This window comes from Erysipelatoclostridium sp. An15 (genome assembly GCF_002160675.1).
In the GTDB taxonomy this organism is placed as follows: domain Bacteria; phylum Bacillota_I; class Bacilli_A; order Erysipelotrichales; family Coprobacillaceae; genus Thomasclavelia; species Thomasclavelia merdavium.
Genome location: NZ_NFLA01000001.1, coordinates 74824 through 92135, shown reverse-complemented (window position 1 = coordinate 92135; position 17312 = coordinate 74824). Strand labels below are relative to the sequence as shown.

Below are 17312 nucleotides of genomic sequence, written 5' to 3'. Positions count from 1 at the left end.
CTATGTATGTCCATCCTTATAAAAATTAATTTTACAAGTCATAGTTTATCAATTTTAACTATAAATTTCATTAATTTTTACCTTGATTTTTGTTAAGATTAAGTTAAAGGTGGGAAATATAACAAAAAAACTGGTGCAATCACCAGTTTATTTAAATTCAATTTTAGTAATAACTTCACTTTCATCTTTACTATTTACATATTCAATAGTTACCGTATCACCAGCTTTAGCTAATGGAAGACGATTTGAAAGACTAATATCACTAATAAATATTGTATCATTACCATCTAAGGTGAAATAATACGTACTATTGCCATCAACTACTGCTTCACTAATAGCACTAATTGTTCCCGTCAACTCAGTTGATTGATATTCATTTGAATCAGTTGTTTTACCATTAGCCTCTAACAATGCATAATAAGCTTGTTCAGCTTCAACAACACTATCGCCAGTTGCTACAATTTGATAGTTTTCAACACTTACAAATGCATATTTTTTTACCAGGTTAGCATCATCTTTTAAAGACAAGAAGTAAGTTGGCTGGCCTCCTGCATTTATCAAAATCGGGAAAGTAGCTTTATATTTTAAATTTTGTACTTGCCCTTCTGCTGATGACATAGCTGAATATTCTTCAGCACCAGGGATATCATAAAATTTTCCTTCTTTTGTTCGCAAGTTAATCATTGCAAACCCAACATTTGATGCATCATTAGATACAGAAGTTAATCCAGTATATAAATATACATCATCATTTAAAGCTACGTAATTATAACCAGATGTTGGCTGTAATACGCCTTTTTGTGAAAATATTGTATTAAAAAAACCATTTGTATACTTTCCATAATTTTCTAATTGAGAAATTATTAATTCTGAAGGATAAACACGGTCGACCCATTCAGGAACATCTTTTATATCATAATATTGATGATCACCATTTATAGCATTCACTAATACTGCACCAGTAATATCTTTCCCACCAAATAATCCGATATCATAATTATAGACTGGCGCTATCCAATATGGGATTCCTTTATCATTAATTTCAAAAGCTAAACTATCAAACATAAATGTTGGATAATTAGCTCTTAAATGACGTTGAATTTTACGTCCAAAATGTTCTGACTTAGAATATTTCATCCCTTCATCTAGTTTAACTACCTCAGATTCTTGAGTTACCATATTAACTCTAATATATGCTGGTAACCCATCACTACGGTTTGTAAACCATTTAATAATATTGCTGTATTCTAAAGGTGTTACCCGATATGGGGTATCTTGATAATTTATTTGTTCATAAGATTCATCAACTTCAAACTGTGATACATAATCAACCATCTCACCCATTTTTCGATCTCCAAGCTTAATAGCACTTTCACGATCAACAACTGGAATCGATTGATAAGAAATTGTTTTATTATCTTCATAAAAATCAGCATTTTCATCTAACTTTAATTGTTGTTGATATTTTTTAGCATTAAAAATAGGTGAACTGATTAAAGTACCAACTCCTAAATACACAATTAAAATTGGAATAATTGCTATCAGTACTTTTGATAATTTATCAATATAACCTTTAAATAAACGATAAAGCAAAACAAATAGAAAAAGCAAAAAGCAAAAAAAGCCAACAAACTGCGGTGAACGTAAATTAATTGGTAATAATAACAAATACTCTAAAAAAATACCAATTACTAAAGTAATTATTAATGCTTTCAACAAAGCAAATTTTTTAGGTTGTTTTACAACCTGACTTCTAAAATGAAAATTTTCAACAAAGTTTGAAAATAAATCTTTTATTTTATTCATTGATTAACTCCTTTAAATCCCTTAACAAGTCATCTAACTGTTCAATATTTTGTAATTTAGCACCACTTGCTAATAAATGACCACCACCGTTATATTTTTCAGCTACTTTATTAACTGGATATTTGCGCGAACGTAAACTAACACGCCAATTTTGATCAGCAGTATTTTCAGTAATTGCCATCCAGATATAATATTCTTCAATTCCAGATAACATATTTACATAATCCGAACCGCGTTCACGACTAATTTCTAACATTTTTAAATCTTCATTAGTTAAAATATAATATGCAATATTACCATCAACATGATAATTATTTAAAATAAATTTATTAACATTTAAATCTTTTGCCTTTTTTAAATACATTCGATCATACAAAGATACAATATCAATACCAGTTTCAATTAAAGCACTTGCTGCCTTGAAGGTTCTTTTATCAGTACTTCGATATAAAAAGCGAGCTGTATCACCAATAATACCTAAATATAAAGCTCCTGCTCCAGCTTTTGAAATCTGTAACTTTGTATTTTGATACAGATCCACTACTAGCTGACTTGCAGAACTAGCTGTACTATCTTCAAAGTTAATTTGTCCATAACTATCTACAACTATATGATGATCTATTTTAATTATTTCTTTACACAATTTATAATTTTGATCATCTATTCTTTCTTGATTAGCAGTATCTAAAACAATACCAAGGACATCCTTACTATAATTAACATCTCGATAATCTACTAAAACATCATATTTTGCCACTAATTCAGAACTAAACTCACCACAGACATAGACATTTTTATCAGGATATGTTGTCTTGATTAAATCATACATTCCAAACTGGCTTCCAAAAGCATCAAAATCCGGATTTATATGACGATAGATTGCAATATCATCATATTCTTCTATTTTTTTAACAATTTTATCATACATTTTTTATTCCTCTTTTCATAAAAAGACTATATCATATTTAACTAACTTTATAAACAAAAAAACTCTGATTATTAATCAGAGTTCTATAAACCTAAAATTCTAACAGTATCTCGAGCAATCATTACTTCTTCGTTAGTTGGAATTACCATAACTTCAACTTGAGAATATTTTGAAGAAATAACTCTATTTTCTTTTGATCTTTGATTATTTCTTTCTTCATCTAGATGAACACCTAAAGCACGAGAACAATCATCAATGATCAATCTTCTTAAATATGCAGCATTTTCACCAACACCTGCTGTAAAGGCAATTACATCAACACCACCAAGTTCAACAAAATAGCTTCCAATATACTTAGAAACAATTCTTGCATATAAAAGACTTGTCAATAAAGCTCTATCATCACCTTTTTTAAATAAAGCATTTTCAATATCTCTTGAATCTGATGAAATTCCTGACACACCAAGCATACCTGATTTTTTATTATATATCTCTAATACTTCATCAGCAGTTTTATTTAATTTTTTACACAAATATGGCATAACTGAAGGATCTACGTCACCTGTACGAGTACCCATCATTACTCCTGCTAATGGTGTAAATCCCATTGATGTATCAATACATACACCATCTTCAACAGCTGAAATACTTGCACCATTTCCTAAATGACAAACAATAATTCTTGAATGTTTTGGATTTCCTAGCATTTCAATTACTGTTTGTGATACATATTTATGACTAGTTCCATGGGCACCATATTTACGCACTTTTAAATCAGTATAATATTCATATGGTAATGGATATAAATAGCGTTCTTGATCTAAAGTTTGATGGAAAGCTGTATCAAAAACAAAAACATGTTCAACATCTGGTAAAGCTTTTTTAAAAGCATTATATCCAATGATGTGAGCTGGATTATGTAATGGTGCTAGCTCAGATAATTCTTCTACTTTAGCAACAACATCCTCATCAACTTTTATTGAATCATTAAAATATTCGCCACCATGAACAATTCGGTGACCACAAGCATCAATATCACTTAATTTTTCAACTACTTTACAATCTACTAAAGCATCTAGTAATAGTTGCACAGCAACACTATGATCTTTAATTGGGCATTCTTTTTGATATTCTCGCCCATTATATTTCATTTCAAAATTTCCTTTTTCTTGTCCAATTCTTTCTACTATTCCTGAAGTAATTACTTCTTCACTAGGCATATTGATCAACTGGAATTTTAATGATGAACTCCCAGCGTTTACTGCCATTACTTTTACCATTAATTTTTCCTCCTCGTATATACATATCACTATTATTTTACATAAATTTTTATGTAAACTCAATATATTTTGAAAGCACTTCCATTTTTTTGCGATAAATACAAGAAAAATTAATGTAATAAATATTTCTATATAATAATATAACTAAACAAAAAAGTAGAAAACCCTAGAAGATTTTCCAGGGCTTTCTATAAGTACTTGGATTATTTTGATTGATTAAAATTAGATGAACTCATTTGCTTTTGGCCCATTTCTACTAATCTTTTAGTGATTTCGCCACCAACAGAACCATTAGCACGAGCAGTTGTATCAGGACCTAAATTAACGCCAAATTCATTTGCAATTTCATATTTCATTTGATCAATTGCATTTTGTGCTCCAGGAACAACTAATTTGTTTTTACTAGAGTAACTTTGTGACATTCCTTTCACCTCCTGACACTTATATTTTGTGTCAGTTTTTTTTTAATATACAACAAATATATTTTTTTATTTAATAATAATTATAAAAATAAAAACCCTAGAAACACTCTAGGGTTAATATACTTATTTAGAACGATTATATCCATTTGATGAACTCATTTGTTTTTGGCCCATTTCCACTAATCTTTTAGTGATTTCGCCTCCGACAGAACCGTTAGCGCGAGCAGTTGTATCAGGACCTAAATTAACACCAAATTCATTTGCAATTTCATATTTCATTTGATCAATTGCATTTTGTGCTCCAGGAACAACTAATTTATTTTTACTTGAATAATTTTGTGACATGTATTTCACCTCCTGACAACTATATCTTGTGTCAAAAGTTAAAAAACATACCTGATTTTTTCAATTTTATTTTATTATTTAAAAAATATCATCATTCTTTTTATAATTATCATCAATTATAATTTCTTCAACTGTATCTACACATTCATTTACTAATGTTTCAAAATCAAATTCAGCTTCAAAAGCTTCTGCTTTATAAGATTTTGGTTTAGTAGCTGGTGCTTTAGGTGTAAAGATAGTACAACAATCTTCGTGAGGTCGAATTGAAATTTCATAAGTATCAATTTTAGTTGCAATATCAATAATTTCTAGTTTATCCAAACATAAAACTGGTCTTAAAACTGGTAATTTAACAACTTCATTGATTACTTGCATACTATTTAAAGTTTGTGACGCTACCTGTCCAATACTTTCACCATTGACTAAAGCTAAACAATGATTTTTTAAAGCTATTTTTTCACTAATTCGATACATCATTCTACGCATAACAGTCATTGCATAACTTTCATCACAATGATCATATACGGCTAATTGTAATTTTGTAAAATTTACAATATGAACTTTAATTTTACCATGGGTAAAATGTCTTAACTTATCAACTAAATCTAATACTTTTTCTCTAGCTAGTTCATTTGTATATGGCGGTGCTGCAAAATGAACACATTCAATATCAACACCTCGTTTTAATGTCAAATAACCAGCTACTGGCGAATCAATTCCTCCTGACATCATTAAAAGAGCTTTTCCACCAACGCCAACAGGATAACCCCCAGCTCCTTTTATAATATTATCCATTACATAAATCGCATCATGACGAATTTCAACAGTAACTAAAATATCAGGATGATGAACATCAACCTTTAATTCTTTACTTGTATGATGGAAAACATAAGTAGCTATTTCACGATTAATATCTTGTGATTTACCAGGAAAATTTTTATCAGCTCGTTTGGTATTAATTTTAAATGTTTTACCACTATTATTTTCAATAATCTGTAATACAGCTTTTTTAGCTAATTCCAATTCTTTTTCCATTTTATAAGCAACTGAAAAAGAATAAATACCAAAAACTGTTTTAAGTTTAGCACAAACAGCATCGTGATTAGCACCATTTAAAATAATATACATTCGATCATGTTGTAAATCATATGTTAATTGTTTAAATTCAGCTAAAATTTCTTTAGTATTTTTTAAAAGACGATTAGTAAATAATTTTCGATTTTTACCTTTTGTTGTTAGTTCTCCAAAACGAACTAAAATATAATTTGCTTCCATATATTACCTCTGTTTCTTCAATCTAGCCATACTATCTTGTAAATAATAACAAAATTTATCAATATCTTCTTTACTAGTATGTTCACTAAAACTAATTCTAAGCGCACTTGAACTAATGGCTTCATCTAAATTTAATTGTTTCATTATTCTTGAAATATTACTTGTTTTAGAAGAACATGCACTTCGAGTTGATAGATATATTTCTTTAGTTTCTAAATCATGTAAAATAACTTCTGGCTTATAGCCAAGACACGAAAAATTAATTATAGTATCAATACATACTTTTTCATCACTATTTATTACAACACCGTCAATTTCTTTTAAACATTGACGACAATATTGATTTATTTTTTTTATATGTGCACTTTTTTTATCAAAATTTTCTAAAGCTAATCGCAGTGTTTTTGCAAATACAATATTTGTACATGCATTAGAAGTTCCACCTCGTAATCCAAATTCTTGTTGTCCACCACTAATTAAAGGAACAATTGTTGTTGAACGACGTTTAAACAATAATCCACTGCCCTTTAAACCATAAATCTTATGAGCTGAAAAAGAAGCTAAATCAACATCATTCAAATCAATTGGCAGTTTACCTAAGGCTTGGACCATATCAAAATGTAGTTTAACCCGATCGTGTTTTTTTACAATTTTCTTTATTTTTTCAATCGGATTTATAACCCCAATTTCATTATTAACATACATGATCGATACTAAAATAGTATCATCGCGAATACTATTTTCTAACTGTTCTAAAGAAATACAACCACGATTATCAACTGGCAAATAAGTTACTTCAAAGCCAAAAACTTCTTCTAACTCTTTACAAGTCTCGTATACTGAAGAATGTTCGATTGCGGTCGTTATAATATGTTTACCACGATTTTGATATTGAAAAGCCACACCTTTAATAGCCATGTTATTAGCTTCACTACCACAACTAGTAAAAATAACTTCATCTTCTTTAACATTTAAATAATCACTAATTAATTTACGTGAATGTTCCATTAGACGATTTACTTCGATTCCTTTATCATACATAGAATCAGCATTATAAAAATATTTAGATAATAAATTATGATAAGTATTTAAAACATCTTGATTTAAAGGTGTTGTTGCCACATAGTCTAAATATATCATTTTTACCCCCTATTTTATTATATGCAATTAAAACACAAAGTCATGACTTTTGTCTATAACTTTGTGCCGTTTTTATTAATTAACATCTCATAAGAACCTGGTTTGATTTTTTCAATTATATCTACGGCTGTAGTCAAAGCTTTAGTATACTCACCATTTCGATATAATAATTCTGCTTTAGTTAATTCTGTATTTACTTCTAAAAATGATGTTCGATAACGATTACCATAAATAATGGCATCTTCAACCATCTCTGCTGTAACAATCAAATTATGAACATTATCATATAATTTATAGATAACATCTCTAGCCGCGTCTACTTGAACAGATAGACGATTTAAATCAATTGGACGATGGCGAATGAACTTTAAGATTTCATCAGCTTTTTGATAAGAGTCATTAATATAATCTTTATATGATTCATTAATCATTGGTAAATGATTATTTTTTATTTCTGATTTAATTTCCAATAAAACAATATTAATATTTTCTAATTCATCTAAAGCTCTTTTTTCTTCTAAACGTAATGAATTTTCTAATTCAATATATTTATTTAATTCATCATCAAATGGTTTACAACGTTCAATTAGTTTTTCAAAGCTTTCAATCATAGCACTATATGAAAAATCATTACTTTCAATAACTGTAGTTATTTTTTCTAAATCATCTAAAATTTCTTTGAAATTCTCATAATCTTCTTTTACAGTAATTTGATAATCTGTCAATAAGTAATTTTCTTGTAATTCTTCAAATGAATTAATAGTCTTTTGTAATCCTTCATCTAGATGACCAATATGCTTATAGCAATTATTACGAGCTTCTTCATATAAATTATAAGCATTTTCTTCTTTTTCAAAATCAGCTGCTAAACTATTTATATCATCAGTCATTGTTTCAATAGCACTACCAACATTTTCTAGATCCAAATGTTTAATCGCTTGAATTGTTTTTTCTAAATCGGTATGAATTATATTATAACGTACAGTTGTATCTAATTTTTCAATTGAAAAATTTCTTTCTCGCATCTCTTTGATCGTTTTATTTAATTCATCTAAACGTTTTGGAATATATTTACGAACTATTGAAATATAAGTAGGCAAATCTCTAATATACGTATTTAACAAATCAATATCTTTATCAATTTTATTTGTTGATACTTTAGCATCATCAAAACGTTGTGTATTCATTAACGTTTCTAATTCTACAAAACGTTGATCGATATCTTCGATCATTGCTGGTACTGCTGGAACAAAATCCTCAATTTTAAATCTAACAGCAGCATAGTCGTCAGTTGTTTTACGATATTTTTCTTTTACTTTAATTATTGCCACTCTTTGAACGTTTTCAATTTCCGTAATCACTTCAATTTCTTTCAAAAGATTTTGAGAACGTTTTTCATAGTCAACGATTAACTCTTTTAATTTATTTATATCTTTACGAATTCCTCTTATTTTACGATAAAATAACCGTTCATCAATATCATTCATCAATGGTGCTATTTCATTGCCTTGTAATTCAAGCAATTCATTAAATTCAAGTTCGAATTCTTCATACTTTTCCATTACATCAGGCATATTTTTACCAATTGATTTAATACGCCCTAAACGATATTGAATCGGTAAAGTTTTAATAGCATTCATATCATTTTCTAAATCAACTATTTCTTTGCGATATGACTTTAATTTAACGATCCAATAAACTAGTAAAACCAGAATAATCACTAGTAAACTTACCCCAACAATAATAATATTTTGGGCCCCAAATTGTTCAATTATATTATCTAAAAAGTCCATTATACATCCCTCTTTTTTATTCTTACTAATAAAGTATACCATAACTGCTATATGTTGTCTAAGTAATATCTTAACTGATTTTAAATTTTCTTTACAAGATTTAATAATTTTGTCATATTATAAATATAGATATATTAAATGGAGGATAAAATGAATAAAAAAATATTAACGCCGCTTCGTTCTTATAGTAATGAACGAGTATATTATATTTACAAAGAATATTTACACATGTTTAAAAAACATAATTTTGATGTTATCGCTATTGGTAATATTAGTGATGAAACACTAGATTTTTTGTGTTCTTGTTGTGATGGACTGTTATTAAGCGGTGGCAAAGATCTTGATCCCACATTATATAATCAGTCATTAAACCCTAAAACAAAGAAAGAAGTTTTAGAATTAGAACAGTTAGAAATGCGATTAATAAAAAAGTTTGCCAAATCAGGCAAACCAATTATCGGTATCTGTCGTGGTCTTCAAAGTATAAATGTTGCTTTTGGTGGTACTTTGATTCAAGATATACTAGAAACCAAAAAATATGATAATCATTTACAAGAACAATTTCCTGGTTATCATCATTTAGTAAGAACTAAAGAAAATACTTTAGTAAATAAATATCTTGGCTCTAGTTTTATGACTAATTCCTTTCACCATCAAGCTATCGATCAAGTTGCACCAGGATTCACTATTTCTGCTTATAGTAAAGATGGTATTATTGAAGCAATTGAAAAAGATAATATTATTGCCTTGCAATGGCATCCTGAAAAGATTAATGATGAAATACAAGATCAAATCATGCTTCTTTTTAAAAGTTTATTTGATTAGTTAACTATCTGACTATCTTTTTTATTAGCGACAAACATTGCAATTACCATTAATACCATCGCTAAAAAACGGTTTAAATCGAATGATTCTTGTAATAATAAAGATCCTATATATGTAAAAACTGGATTTAGTCCTAACAAAAAACTTGTTTTAATACTGCCAATTTTTAAAACAGCCTGAAAATAAATAATTTGTATAATAGCAAAACCAATTCCTGAAAATAAAATAAACAATAACCATAAAGATAATGGAATCATATTTAATTGGCTATTATTGTCTATAAAAATATTTAAAATTGTCAATTCAATAAATGCATATAATAAATATTGAAAAGTAAACGGTAAGTTATCATCCTTTTGTAAATGATGTTGCATTATTAAATTACCAAAACTATAAAAAATTATTCCACCAATCATCAAAAGATGACCTAGCGACAATTTTGAAAGATCAAAATTAATCGACATAAAAAAAGCAACACAAGCAATTATAACCGCAATGATTTGATTTTTAGAAATGTGCTGATGATAAAAAAGCCATGCCAACAAAACTGTTACTAGTGGTGCTAATGAATTAATAATCGCATTAGAACTGCCAGATATTAAATTAATTCCTGCAAAAGTTAAAATAAAATTTAATGTAATTGAAAATAGCGAAACAACTATTCCTATTTTAAAGGGATAGTTGTTTAATGCTATTTTTTTATATCTCATAATTAAATATACCGCTATTAATGAAAGCAATACTTTCAAATCAGCTAAAAAAAGCGAAGAAGTATGCTCAAGCATATATCTCATTACTAATACATTACTTCCCCATAAAAAACTGGCAAATATTAACCATCCATATAACATATCTATCACCATTATGTATTATTACCAGTTATTTTCTATTTAAAAAAGATATTTAACTATCAACAATAGTCAAATATCTAATGCTTAACTAAATTCATCTATAATTTTTTGTTTATCTGTTTTAAGCTGTTCTATCAAATCATCGATAGAAGGAAACTTTTGTTCCTTACGGATCCGTTTTAAAAAGATTACTTTTGCCATTTTACCATAAACATCCTGATCAAAATCAAAAATATTAACTTCTAATGATATTTGTTTTAATGCTGTAAAGGTTGGATTATAGCCAAGATTAGCCATACCTAAATATTCTTTGCCATCAATAATTACTTTTGAAGCATATACCCCACCTTTAGGTAAGACATAATTATTAGCATCAACATTAATAGTAGGAAAGCCAATTTTATGACCATTTTTTCGACCGTGGATTATTAATCCTGAAACCTGATAAGGGCGATTTAATAATTTGGTCGCTAACTCTACTTCACCTTGCGATAAAATTTCTCGCAAAAAAGATGAAGATATTTTATGATGTTCATATTCTAACTTGTCAATAACACTGACTTCATAATTATTTTCTTTATATTTAATTAAAAAATTACAATCCCCTTTACCTTGATTACCAAAATGAAAATCAAAACCACATACAACATGTTTTATTTTAGTTTTAATTAGATATTCATCAATAAACTTATCGGGTTCCATACTAGCAAGTTTATTACTAAAAGATAAAACAAATAAATAATCAAAATCATACTTTTTCATAAAATCAATTTTATCTTCTAAACTCATCAACTGTTTAAAATGCTGATTAGATAAATAAGCTTTAGGCTGGACATCAAAAGTTAATAATCCTTTTTTTAAACCAGTTTTATTGCAGATAGAAATCACTTTTTCAACCAGTTTTAAATGTCCTAAATGCATTCCATCAAAAAAGCCTAAAGCTACACAACTATCTTCTAAATCAAATTTTGATTGTTTATTTAAATAAATAACTTCCATTACCACAAACCTCTAATATTTTTTAGATAACCATTACCGTCTGGTCCATAAATAGCTAAAACTTTATTATTTTGATTATAAATAGCTACTTGATGATTAATCTTAGATTTAATCTTTTTACCATGATATATTATATTTTCATCATCAACAACTAACTTAGGATAATTGCTTAATGCTTCTTCCATTGAAAGCATTTCAAACTCGCCATTTTCAATTTCTTCTAAACTATAACTATCGCTCAATGAAAAATTACCTGATTTACTTCTAATTAAACTATACATATGCCCTGGATAATCAAGTTTTTTAGCAATATCAAAACATAATGAACGAATATATGTTCCTTTTGAACAGCCAACTTTAAACTTAACTAAATTATCGACTATCGAAATTAATTCAATGTAATCAATAGTTATAACTCGTTTAGGAATTTCAACCGTTTCATTATTACGAGCATATTCATATAGTTTCTTTCCTTTTACTTTAATTGCTGAATGCATTGGCGGAATTTGTTCTTGTTTTCCGACAAAGCTATTTAAGCAAGCTAGTATTTTTTTATCACTAATTGGTACATATTCTTTAGTTGCTGTAACTTCTCCACTAGCATCATAAGTATCAGTAGCGGTTCCTAAACTTAACGTCGCTATGTATTCTTTATTATCTGCTGTTAAAAACTGTAATAGCTTAGTTGCTTTATTAACAGCAACAACTAAGACTCCTGTTGCATCAGGGTCAAGAGTTCCACAATGACCAACTTTTTTTGTTTTAAAAATTTTTCTAATACGATTTACCACATCGTGGCTTGTCATTCCTGCTGGTTTATTTACTATAATTACTCCATCCATTTTATCACCTTCATCATTTTACCTATCTTTTATCTAAATTGCAAATTATTTATACAAAAGTATTATACGTCAGATTTAACTAAAATATCTTTACTAAATTAAATTTTTTTTATAGAATAAACAAGGTGATAAAAAATGACAATGAAAAAAGTTTTAGGATGTATCCGTAAAGCTGATGAAGAATTTAATTTAATTCAAGATGGCGATAAAATATGTGTGGGCGTTTCTGGTGGTAAAGATTCGACATTACTTTTATATTGTTTATCTTTATATAAGAAATTTTCAACTGTAAAATTTGATGTAATTGGCGTTCACATTGAAATGGGTTTTCCTAATATGGATTTTAGTGAAGTTGATGCTTTTTGTAAAAAAAATAATATTGAATTATATCATGAACCAAGTGATGTCTATGAAATTTTAAAACTTAATAAAACACCTGATGGACGATTACAATGTTCATTATGTTCAAAATTTAAAAAAGCTTTAGTTATTGATGGGGCCAAAAAATACAATTGTAATAAAGTCGCTTTTGCTCATCATGGTGATGATGCAGTAGAAACTTTATTTATGAATATGTTTTATGGTGGTAAAATTGCGACCTTTACTCCTAAAATGTATTTATCTAGAACTGATATGAATTTTATTCGTCCTCTTGTTTATGCCTATGAATCTGATATAGTCAGTGCTGTAAAAGAAGCAAATGTTCCAGTTGTTGTATCTACATGTCCAGCTGATAAACATACCAAAAGAGAAGAATTTAAACAGCTTTTAAATGATTTATATAAAAAATATCCACAAGCAAAAAACAATCTATTAACCAGTCTATCAAACGAAGAAAATACCATGTTATGGCATAAAACACCAAGAAAAAAATAAACTAATATCCAAGGGGTATATCCCCTTTTTTTGTTAGATATTAGTTAAAGGTTTTTGATATAGATTTTTAAAATTAATAGCGATTAATGAAGCGTAGATGTTTAATAATAAATTAGATGAAAAATTATATTCATCATCTAAAAAAATATTTTTATAGACAAAAGAATAGATATCAGTTTTAATGGTAGTAATCAAATAAATCCGTGGTGGATTATTTTTATTGATAATATTTTTTCTTGGTAATATTTTTTCAAAAAACGAACCCGTCGCTGAAAAAACTATTATTAAATCTTGATCAGTAGCATTTTTTAAAATTTGATTTATTTTCTTTGGTTCCATTATTGCAAAAGCATATTTTTTAAACGTCATTAAATCATTAGCCAAAGAAATCATAATTCCTGCTGACTGTTGTAATCCCATTAAATAGACACGTTGATATTTATTTATATCCTGCGTAATTTCATTTAATAAAGTTCGATCTAAATGTTTTTTTAATAAAGTCATTTTATCAATCGATTCATCAATAAAATTAATAACATCATCATCAGTAGTTTGTTTAAAAGAATATTTTTGTGATACAGTTTTCCCTGGTTTATAACTACGGATCAAGATTTTTAATGCTAAAAAATCTTCCAATCCAATCTTTCGACAAAAACGACTAATTGACGCCTTAGAAACATTACAAGCCTTAGCAAGTTCAACAGTTGAAATATTATCTAGATCTTGACTATTTTTTATTATATAATCGGCAATAATATAATTTGTCGATCCGGGTTCTTCTTTTTCTATTACAGCAAAAAGTATACTAGATAAATCCATGATTTTCACCTCTTGTTTTAATCATAGCATAATTGCAAACAAAAGAAAAATCTTAGGTTACCCTAAGATTTATTTAAAATACTAGCACCACTAGTTTCAATAACTTCTTTATACCAGTCATAGCTATCCTTTTTAGTTCTTTTTAAAGTTCCGGTACCATCATTATTACGATCAACATGAACAAAACCGTAACGTTTCCTCATTTCACCAGTTCCGGCAGAAACAATATCAATTGGACCCCAATATAAATATCCCATTACTTCAACACCATCTAAAACAGCTTCATAAACATATTTTAAATGATCTTCAATATATTTTTGGCGTTCTATATCATTTATTTGACCATTTTCATCAACTTTTTCATCTAAACCAATACCGTTTTCAACAATAAATAATGGTAAATGATAACGATCATATAAAACATTTAAAACATATCGAATCCCTTTTGGATCAATTGGCCAGCACCATGGTTCAGGTGAACATCCAGTAAGATATGGATTTTCTTTACCCACTAAACCACCAGTATTACCACTTAATGAAACTTCATGATCATATGTTGCTGAACGATAATAACTAAATGAGAAGAAATCAACAGTATGATCTTTTATCAATTGTAATTCTTTTTCATCAGTGACCGGTGTACAATCATGTTCTTGCCAGATTCGTTTTACATAACCTGGAATAATTCCTAAACAAAAGACATCGCCAAAGTAAAAGTTTGCTTTTCTAACTGCATCGTAAGCACCAAAAACATTATCTGGATCACAATTATATGGATATGTTGCTACAGATGAACTTGTAAGCATGCAGCCAACTTTAGCGTCAGGATCAATTTCACGACAAATCTTAACAGTCCATGCGTTAGCAACACAAATATTATAATATGCTTGCCATTTTTCTTTTTCAGTAATTGAACCAATTGGATCGTTTTTATCACTTGGATTAATATTTAAAACACCACCAGCTACCAATGGATTGTTCATCATATTATTTACTTCGTTAAATGTCAACCAGTACTTAACTTTACCTTGATAACGTTTAAAAACTGTTGTTACATAACGATTCCAAAAATCAATTAATTTATGATTGCTCCAACCACCATATTCTGTTAATAAATGTAGTGGTGTTTCATAATGACTTAAAGTTATTACTGGTTCCATTTTTAGTTCAATCATTTTATCAATTAATCGATCATAAAATTCTAATCCCGCTTCATTAGGTGTTTCTTCATCACCATTAGGAAATATTCTTCCCCAAGCAATTGAAGTTCTAAAACAATTAAATCCCATTCCTGCCATTAGTTCTAAATCTTCATTATATCGATGATAAAAATCAATCGCTTCATGAGATAAATAGACTTTATTAGGATCTAATGCCATTTCCCATTTATTTGTAGTATCATTCCATTTTAACCCTGGATCCTTAGAACCAATCCCTACCATAATATCAGTTACATTTGGTTCTTTGCCATCTTCTAACCAGGCTCCCTCACATTGGTTGGCAGCAACTGCTCCACCCCATAAAAAATCTTTTGAAAATTGTTTCATTATTTTTGCCTCCTATATACTAATAAGATATCAGAATTATATATAAGAAAGTTATTTTTTTCATATTTTGTTCACTTGTTTCACAAAATGAAAAAATCATGGTTTCCCATGATTTTATAAATGTTTAATTACAAAATAATTCTTTTTACCACGACGAATTACAGTTGCTTCATTGCCAAAAGCATTAGCTTTACTTACTACAAAGTCAACATCTTTAATTCTTTCACCATTAACTAAAATAGATCCACCATTAACAAATTCGCGAGCTTCACGTTTACTTTTAGCACCACCGCAAGTAATTAAAGCATCTAAAATATTTAAATCTTCATTCACTTCAACACTAGGTACACCTGCAAAACATTCTTTTACTTGCTCTAAAGTTAATGATTGAATTTGTCCAGAAAATAGCATTTTAGAAATATTTACAGCTTCTTCATATGCTTCTTTACCATGCAAGAAAGTAATTACTTCACGTGCTAAAGCTTGGTGTGCTTCTCTTAAATGTGGTTGTTTTTTGTTCTTTTCTTCTAATTCCATTATTTCTTCTGGAGTTAAGAAAGTTAAGAATTTTAAGTAATCAATTACTTTATCATCTTCTGAATTAATAAAGAATTGGTACATTTCATATGGTGATGTCTTTTTACGATCTAACCAGATAGCTTTACCATTAGTTTTACCAAACTTAGTTCCATCACTTTTAGTTAACAATGGCATTGTAAATCCATAAGCTTCTTTACCATCTTTTTTTCTAATCAATTCAATACCAGCAGTAATATTTCCCCATTGATCTTGACCAGCTACTTGCATAACACAATTTTTATTATTATATAACCATTCAAAATCTAAAGCTTGCATAATCATATATGAAAATTCTGTATATGTGATTCCGGCATCTAAACGACGTTTTACGATATCTTTATTCAACATATAATTTACATTGAAATATTTACCATAATCTCTTAAAAAATCAATAAAGTTGATATCTTTAGACCAGTCATAATTATTTACTACTTCAAAACCAAAAATATCTTGTGCTTGTTTCTTTAAACATTTGAAATTATGTTCAACTGTTTCTTTAGTAATCATTGGTCTTTCTGTATCTGGTTTAGGATCACCAATCAAACCAGTTGCTCCTCCAACTAATAAAATCGGATTATGCCCAGCTTCTTTTAATCTTTTAGAAATCAAAAATGATGAAAAATGACCAATATGTAAACTATCACCAGTAGGATCTGTTCCAATATAAAAAGTCATACCACCATTATTTAACTTTTCTTCTAAATCTGGTGAACTAACATCTTTAATTAGTCCACGCCAAACTAATTCATCATAAATTTTCATTAATAAAATCCTCCCTATATAAAATAAAAGAGATTTCATCCTAAAGGACGAAATCTCGCGGTACCACCTTTATTCATACATCTAGTATGCTCTTGATATTGATAACGGAATTACCCGTCTAGACTTTTCATCTAGAGACTCCAGAGTGTATTCATCAGTAGTACATCCTTGTTTCCACCAGCCACAAGGTCTCTTAAATGCCTATTTTGACTACTATTTTCCT

16 protein-coding genes and 1 other annotated feature (1 of these 17 running past the window's edge) are annotated in these 17312 nt (G+C 28.4%); of the genes, 2 read left to right on the top strand and 14 right to left on the bottom strand.

All coding sequences use genetic code 11. The features are described from left to right. Nucleotides 1–147: 147 nt before the first annotated feature. The 8 genes from B5E92_RS00440 to B5E92_RS00405 all read right to left on the bottom strand — a co-directional run bounded on the left by B5E92_RS00440 (nt 148) and on the right by B5E92_RS00405 (nt 8989). Nucleotides 148–1806 carry a hypothetical protein gene (locus B5E92_RS00440; protein ID WP_087298441.1) on the bottom strand — a complete coding sequence of 553 codons (1659 nt, stop codon included), beginning with the start codon at nt 1804–1806 and terminating at the stop codon, nt 148–150. Beyond that, complete coding sequence (locus B5E92_RS00435; RefSeq protein WP_087298440.1) at nt 1799–2734, bottom strand: bifunctional oligoribonuclease/PAP phosphatase NrnA; 936 nt, start codon at nt 2732–2734, stop codon at nt 1799–1801. Before B5E92_RS00435 ends, B5E92_RS00440 begins: the two co-directional genes overlap by 8 nt. Nucleotides 2735–2817: 83 nt before the next feature. Then, nucleotides 2818–4014, bottom strand: a complete 1197-nt coding sequence (locus B5E92_RS00430; RefSeq protein ID WP_087298439.1) for an acetate/propionate family kinase — start codon at nt 4012–4014, stop codon at nt 2818–2820. A 203-nt stretch (nt 4015–4217) separates the two neighbouring features. Next, on the bottom strand, nt 4218–4436 hold the full coding sequence (locus B5E92_RS00425) for an alpha/beta-type small acid-soluble spore protein (protein ID WP_087298438.1): 219 nt from the start codon (nt 4434–4436) through the stop codon (nt 4218–4220). 123 nt (nt 4437–4559) lie between these two features. Then, nucleotides 4560–4781 carry an alpha/beta-type small acid-soluble spore protein gene (locus tag B5E92_RS00420; protein WP_087298437.1) on the bottom strand — a complete coding sequence of 74 codons (222 nt, stop codon included), beginning with the start codon at nt 4779–4781 and terminating at the stop codon, nt 4560–4562. A gap of 78 nt (nt 4782–4859) precedes the next feature. Further along, nucleotides 4860–6056, bottom strand: coding sequence for a tRNA uracil 4-sulfurtransferase ThiI (thiI, locus tag B5E92_RS00415; protein ID WP_087298436.1), 1197 nt, complete (start codon nt 6054–6056; stop codon nt 4860–4862). Between the two features lie 3 nt (nt 6057–6059). Next, nucleotides 6060–7196, bottom strand: a complete 1137-nt coding sequence (locus tag B5E92_RS00410; RefSeq protein WP_087298435.1) for a cysteine desulfurase family protein — start codon at nt 7194–7196, stop codon at nt 6060–6062. Between the two features lie 53 nt (nt 7197–7249). Next, nucleotides 7250–8989 carry a septation ring formation regulator EzrA gene (locus tag B5E92_RS00405; protein WP_087298434.1) on the bottom strand — a complete coding sequence of 580 codons (1740 nt, stop codon included), beginning with the start codon at nt 8987–8989 and terminating at the stop codon, nt 7250–7252. A gap of 150 nt (nt 8990–9139) precedes the next feature. Between B5E92_RS00405 and B5E92_RS00400 the strand changes: the two genes are divergently transcribed. Then, on the top strand, nt 9140–9814 hold the full coding sequence (locus tag B5E92_RS00400) for a gamma-glutamyl-gamma-aminobutyrate hydrolase family protein (RefSeq protein WP_087298433.1): 675 nt from the start codon (nt 9140–9142) through the stop codon (nt 9812–9814). On the opposite strand, the gene B5E92_RS00395 is transcribed toward B5E92_RS00400, so the two are convergent. The 3 genes from B5E92_RS00395 to truB form a co-directional block, all read right to left on the bottom strand. Continuing rightward, nucleotides 9811–10665 (bottom strand): DMT family transporter, encoded by an 855-nt coding sequence (locus tag B5E92_RS00395; RefSeq protein ID WP_087298432.1) that lies wholly within the window; start codon nt 10663–10665, stop codon nt 9811–9813. The two genes, B5E92_RS00400 and B5E92_RS00395, sit on opposite strands and share 4 nt — an antisense overlap. An 84-nt stretch (nt 10666–10749) precedes the next feature. Next, nucleotides 10750–11664 carry a bifunctional riboflavin kinase/FAD synthetase gene (locus tag B5E92_RS00390; protein WP_087298431.1) on the bottom strand — a complete coding sequence of 305 codons (915 nt, stop codon included), beginning with the start codon at nt 11662–11664 and terminating at the stop codon, nt 10750–10752. Next, the gene (truB, locus tag B5E92_RS00385; RefSeq protein ID WP_087298430.1) at nt 11664–12506 is read right to left on the bottom strand and encodes a tRNA pseudouridine(55) synthase TruB; all 843 of its coding nucleotides are present in this window, start codon (nt 12504–12506) and stop codon (nt 11664–11666) included. The genes B5E92_RS00390 and truB overlap by 1 nt, the downstream gene beginning before the upstream one ends. 135 nt (nt 12507–12641) lie before the next feature. Here truB and B5E92_RS00380 point away from each other — a divergent pair, with 135 nt between their 5' ends. After that, nucleotides 12642–13382, top strand: coding sequence for an ATP-binding protein (locus B5E92_RS00380; protein WP_204215145.1), 741 nt, complete (start codon nt 12642–12644; stop codon nt 13380–13382). A gap of 33 nt (nt 13383–13415) precedes the next feature. Here the strand turns inward: B5E92_RS00380 and B5E92_RS00375 are convergent, their stop codons facing one another. The 3 genes from B5E92_RS00375 to tyrS form a co-directional block, all read right to left on the bottom strand. Beyond that, nucleotides 13416–14201 (bottom strand): MurR/RpiR family transcriptional regulator, encoded by a 786-nt coding sequence (locus B5E92_RS00375; protein ID WP_087298429.1) that lies wholly within the window; start codon nt 14199–14201, stop codon nt 13416–13418. 62 nt (nt 14202–14263) lie between these two features. Beyond that, a complete protein-coding gene (locus B5E92_RS00370) occupies nt 14264–15748 on the bottom strand; it encodes a glycoside hydrolase family 1 protein (RefSeq protein ID WP_087298428.1) in 1485 nt (494 codons plus the stop codon). 114 nt (nt 15749–15862) lie between these two features. Next, nucleotides 15863–17089, bottom strand: coding sequence for a tyrosine--tRNA ligase (gene tyrS, locus B5E92_RS00365; RefSeq protein WP_087298427.1), 1227 nt, complete (start codon nt 17087–17089; stop codon nt 15863–15865). 40 nt (nt 17090–17129) lie between these two features. Beyond that, nucleotides 17130–17312, bottom strand: a binding site (T-box leader) (it continues 13 nt past the right edge of the window).

What these genes read in the sequence shown, in the direction of transcription:
- B5E92_RS00410 (WP_087298435.1), bottom strand. Translation starts at nt 7,196, where the DNA reads ATGATATATTTAGACTATGTGGCAACAACACCTTTAAATCAAGATGTT.
- thiI (WP_087298436.1), bottom strand. Translation starts at nt 6,056, where the DNA reads ATGGAAGCAAATTATATTTTAGTTCGTTTTGGAGAACTAACAACAAAA.
- B5E92_RS00440 (WP_087298441.1), bottom strand. Translation starts at nt 1,806, where the DNA reads ATGAATAAAATAAAAGATTTATTTTCAAACTTTGTTGAAAATTTTCAT.
- B5E92_RS00435 (WP_087298440.1), bottom strand. Translation starts at nt 2,734, where the DNA reads ATGTATGATAAAATTGTTAAAAAAATAGAAGAATATGATGATATTGCA.
- tyrS (WP_087298427.1), bottom strand. Translation starts at nt 17,089, where the DNA reads ATGAAAATTTATGATGAATTAGTTTGGCGTGGACTAATTAAAGATGTT.
- B5E92_RS00375 (WP_087298429.1), bottom strand. Translation starts at nt 14,201, where the DNA reads ATGGATTTATCTAGTATACTTTTTGCTGTAATAGAAAAAGAAGAACCC.
- B5E92_RS00425 (WP_087298438.1), bottom strand. Translation starts at nt 4,436, where the DNA reads ATGTCACAAAGTTACTCTAGTAAAAACAAATTAGTTGTTCCTGGAGCA.
- B5E92_RS00380 (WP_204215145.1), top strand. Translation starts at nt 12,642, where the DNA reads ATGACAATGAAAAAAGTTTTAGGATGTATCCGTAAAGCTGATGAAGAA.
- B5E92_RS00400 (WP_087298433.1), top strand. Translation starts at nt 9,140, where the DNA reads ATGAATAAAAAAATATTAACGCCGCTTCGTTCTTATAGTAATGAACGA.
- B5E92_RS00430 (WP_087298439.1), bottom strand. Translation starts at nt 4,014, where the DNA reads ATGGTAAAAGTAATGGCAGTAAACGCTGGGAGTTCATCATTAAAATTC.
- B5E92_RS00390 (WP_087298431.1), bottom strand. Translation starts at nt 11,664, where the DNA reads ATGGAAGTTATTTATTTAAATAAACAATCAAAATTTGATTTAGAAGAT.
- B5E92_RS00370 (WP_087298428.1), bottom strand. Translation starts at nt 15,748, where the DNA reads ATGAAACAATTTTCAAAAGATTTTTTATGGGGTGGAGCAGTTGCTGCC.
- B5E92_RS00395 (WP_087298432.1), bottom strand. Translation starts at nt 10,665, where the DNA reads ATGTTATATGGATGGTTAATATTTGCCAGTTTTTTATGGGGAAGTAAT.
- truB (WP_087298430.1), bottom strand. Translation starts at nt 12,506, where the DNA reads ATGGATGGAGTAATTATAGTAAATAAACCAGCAGGAATGACAAGCCAC.
- B5E92_RS00405 (WP_087298434.1), bottom strand. Translation starts at nt 8,989, where the DNA reads ATGGACTTTTTAGATAATATAATTGAACAATTTGGGGCCCAAAATATT.
- B5E92_RS00420 (WP_087298437.1), bottom strand. Translation starts at nt 4,781, where the DNA reads ATGTCACAAAATTATTCAAGTAAAAATAAATTAGTTGTTCCTGGAGCA.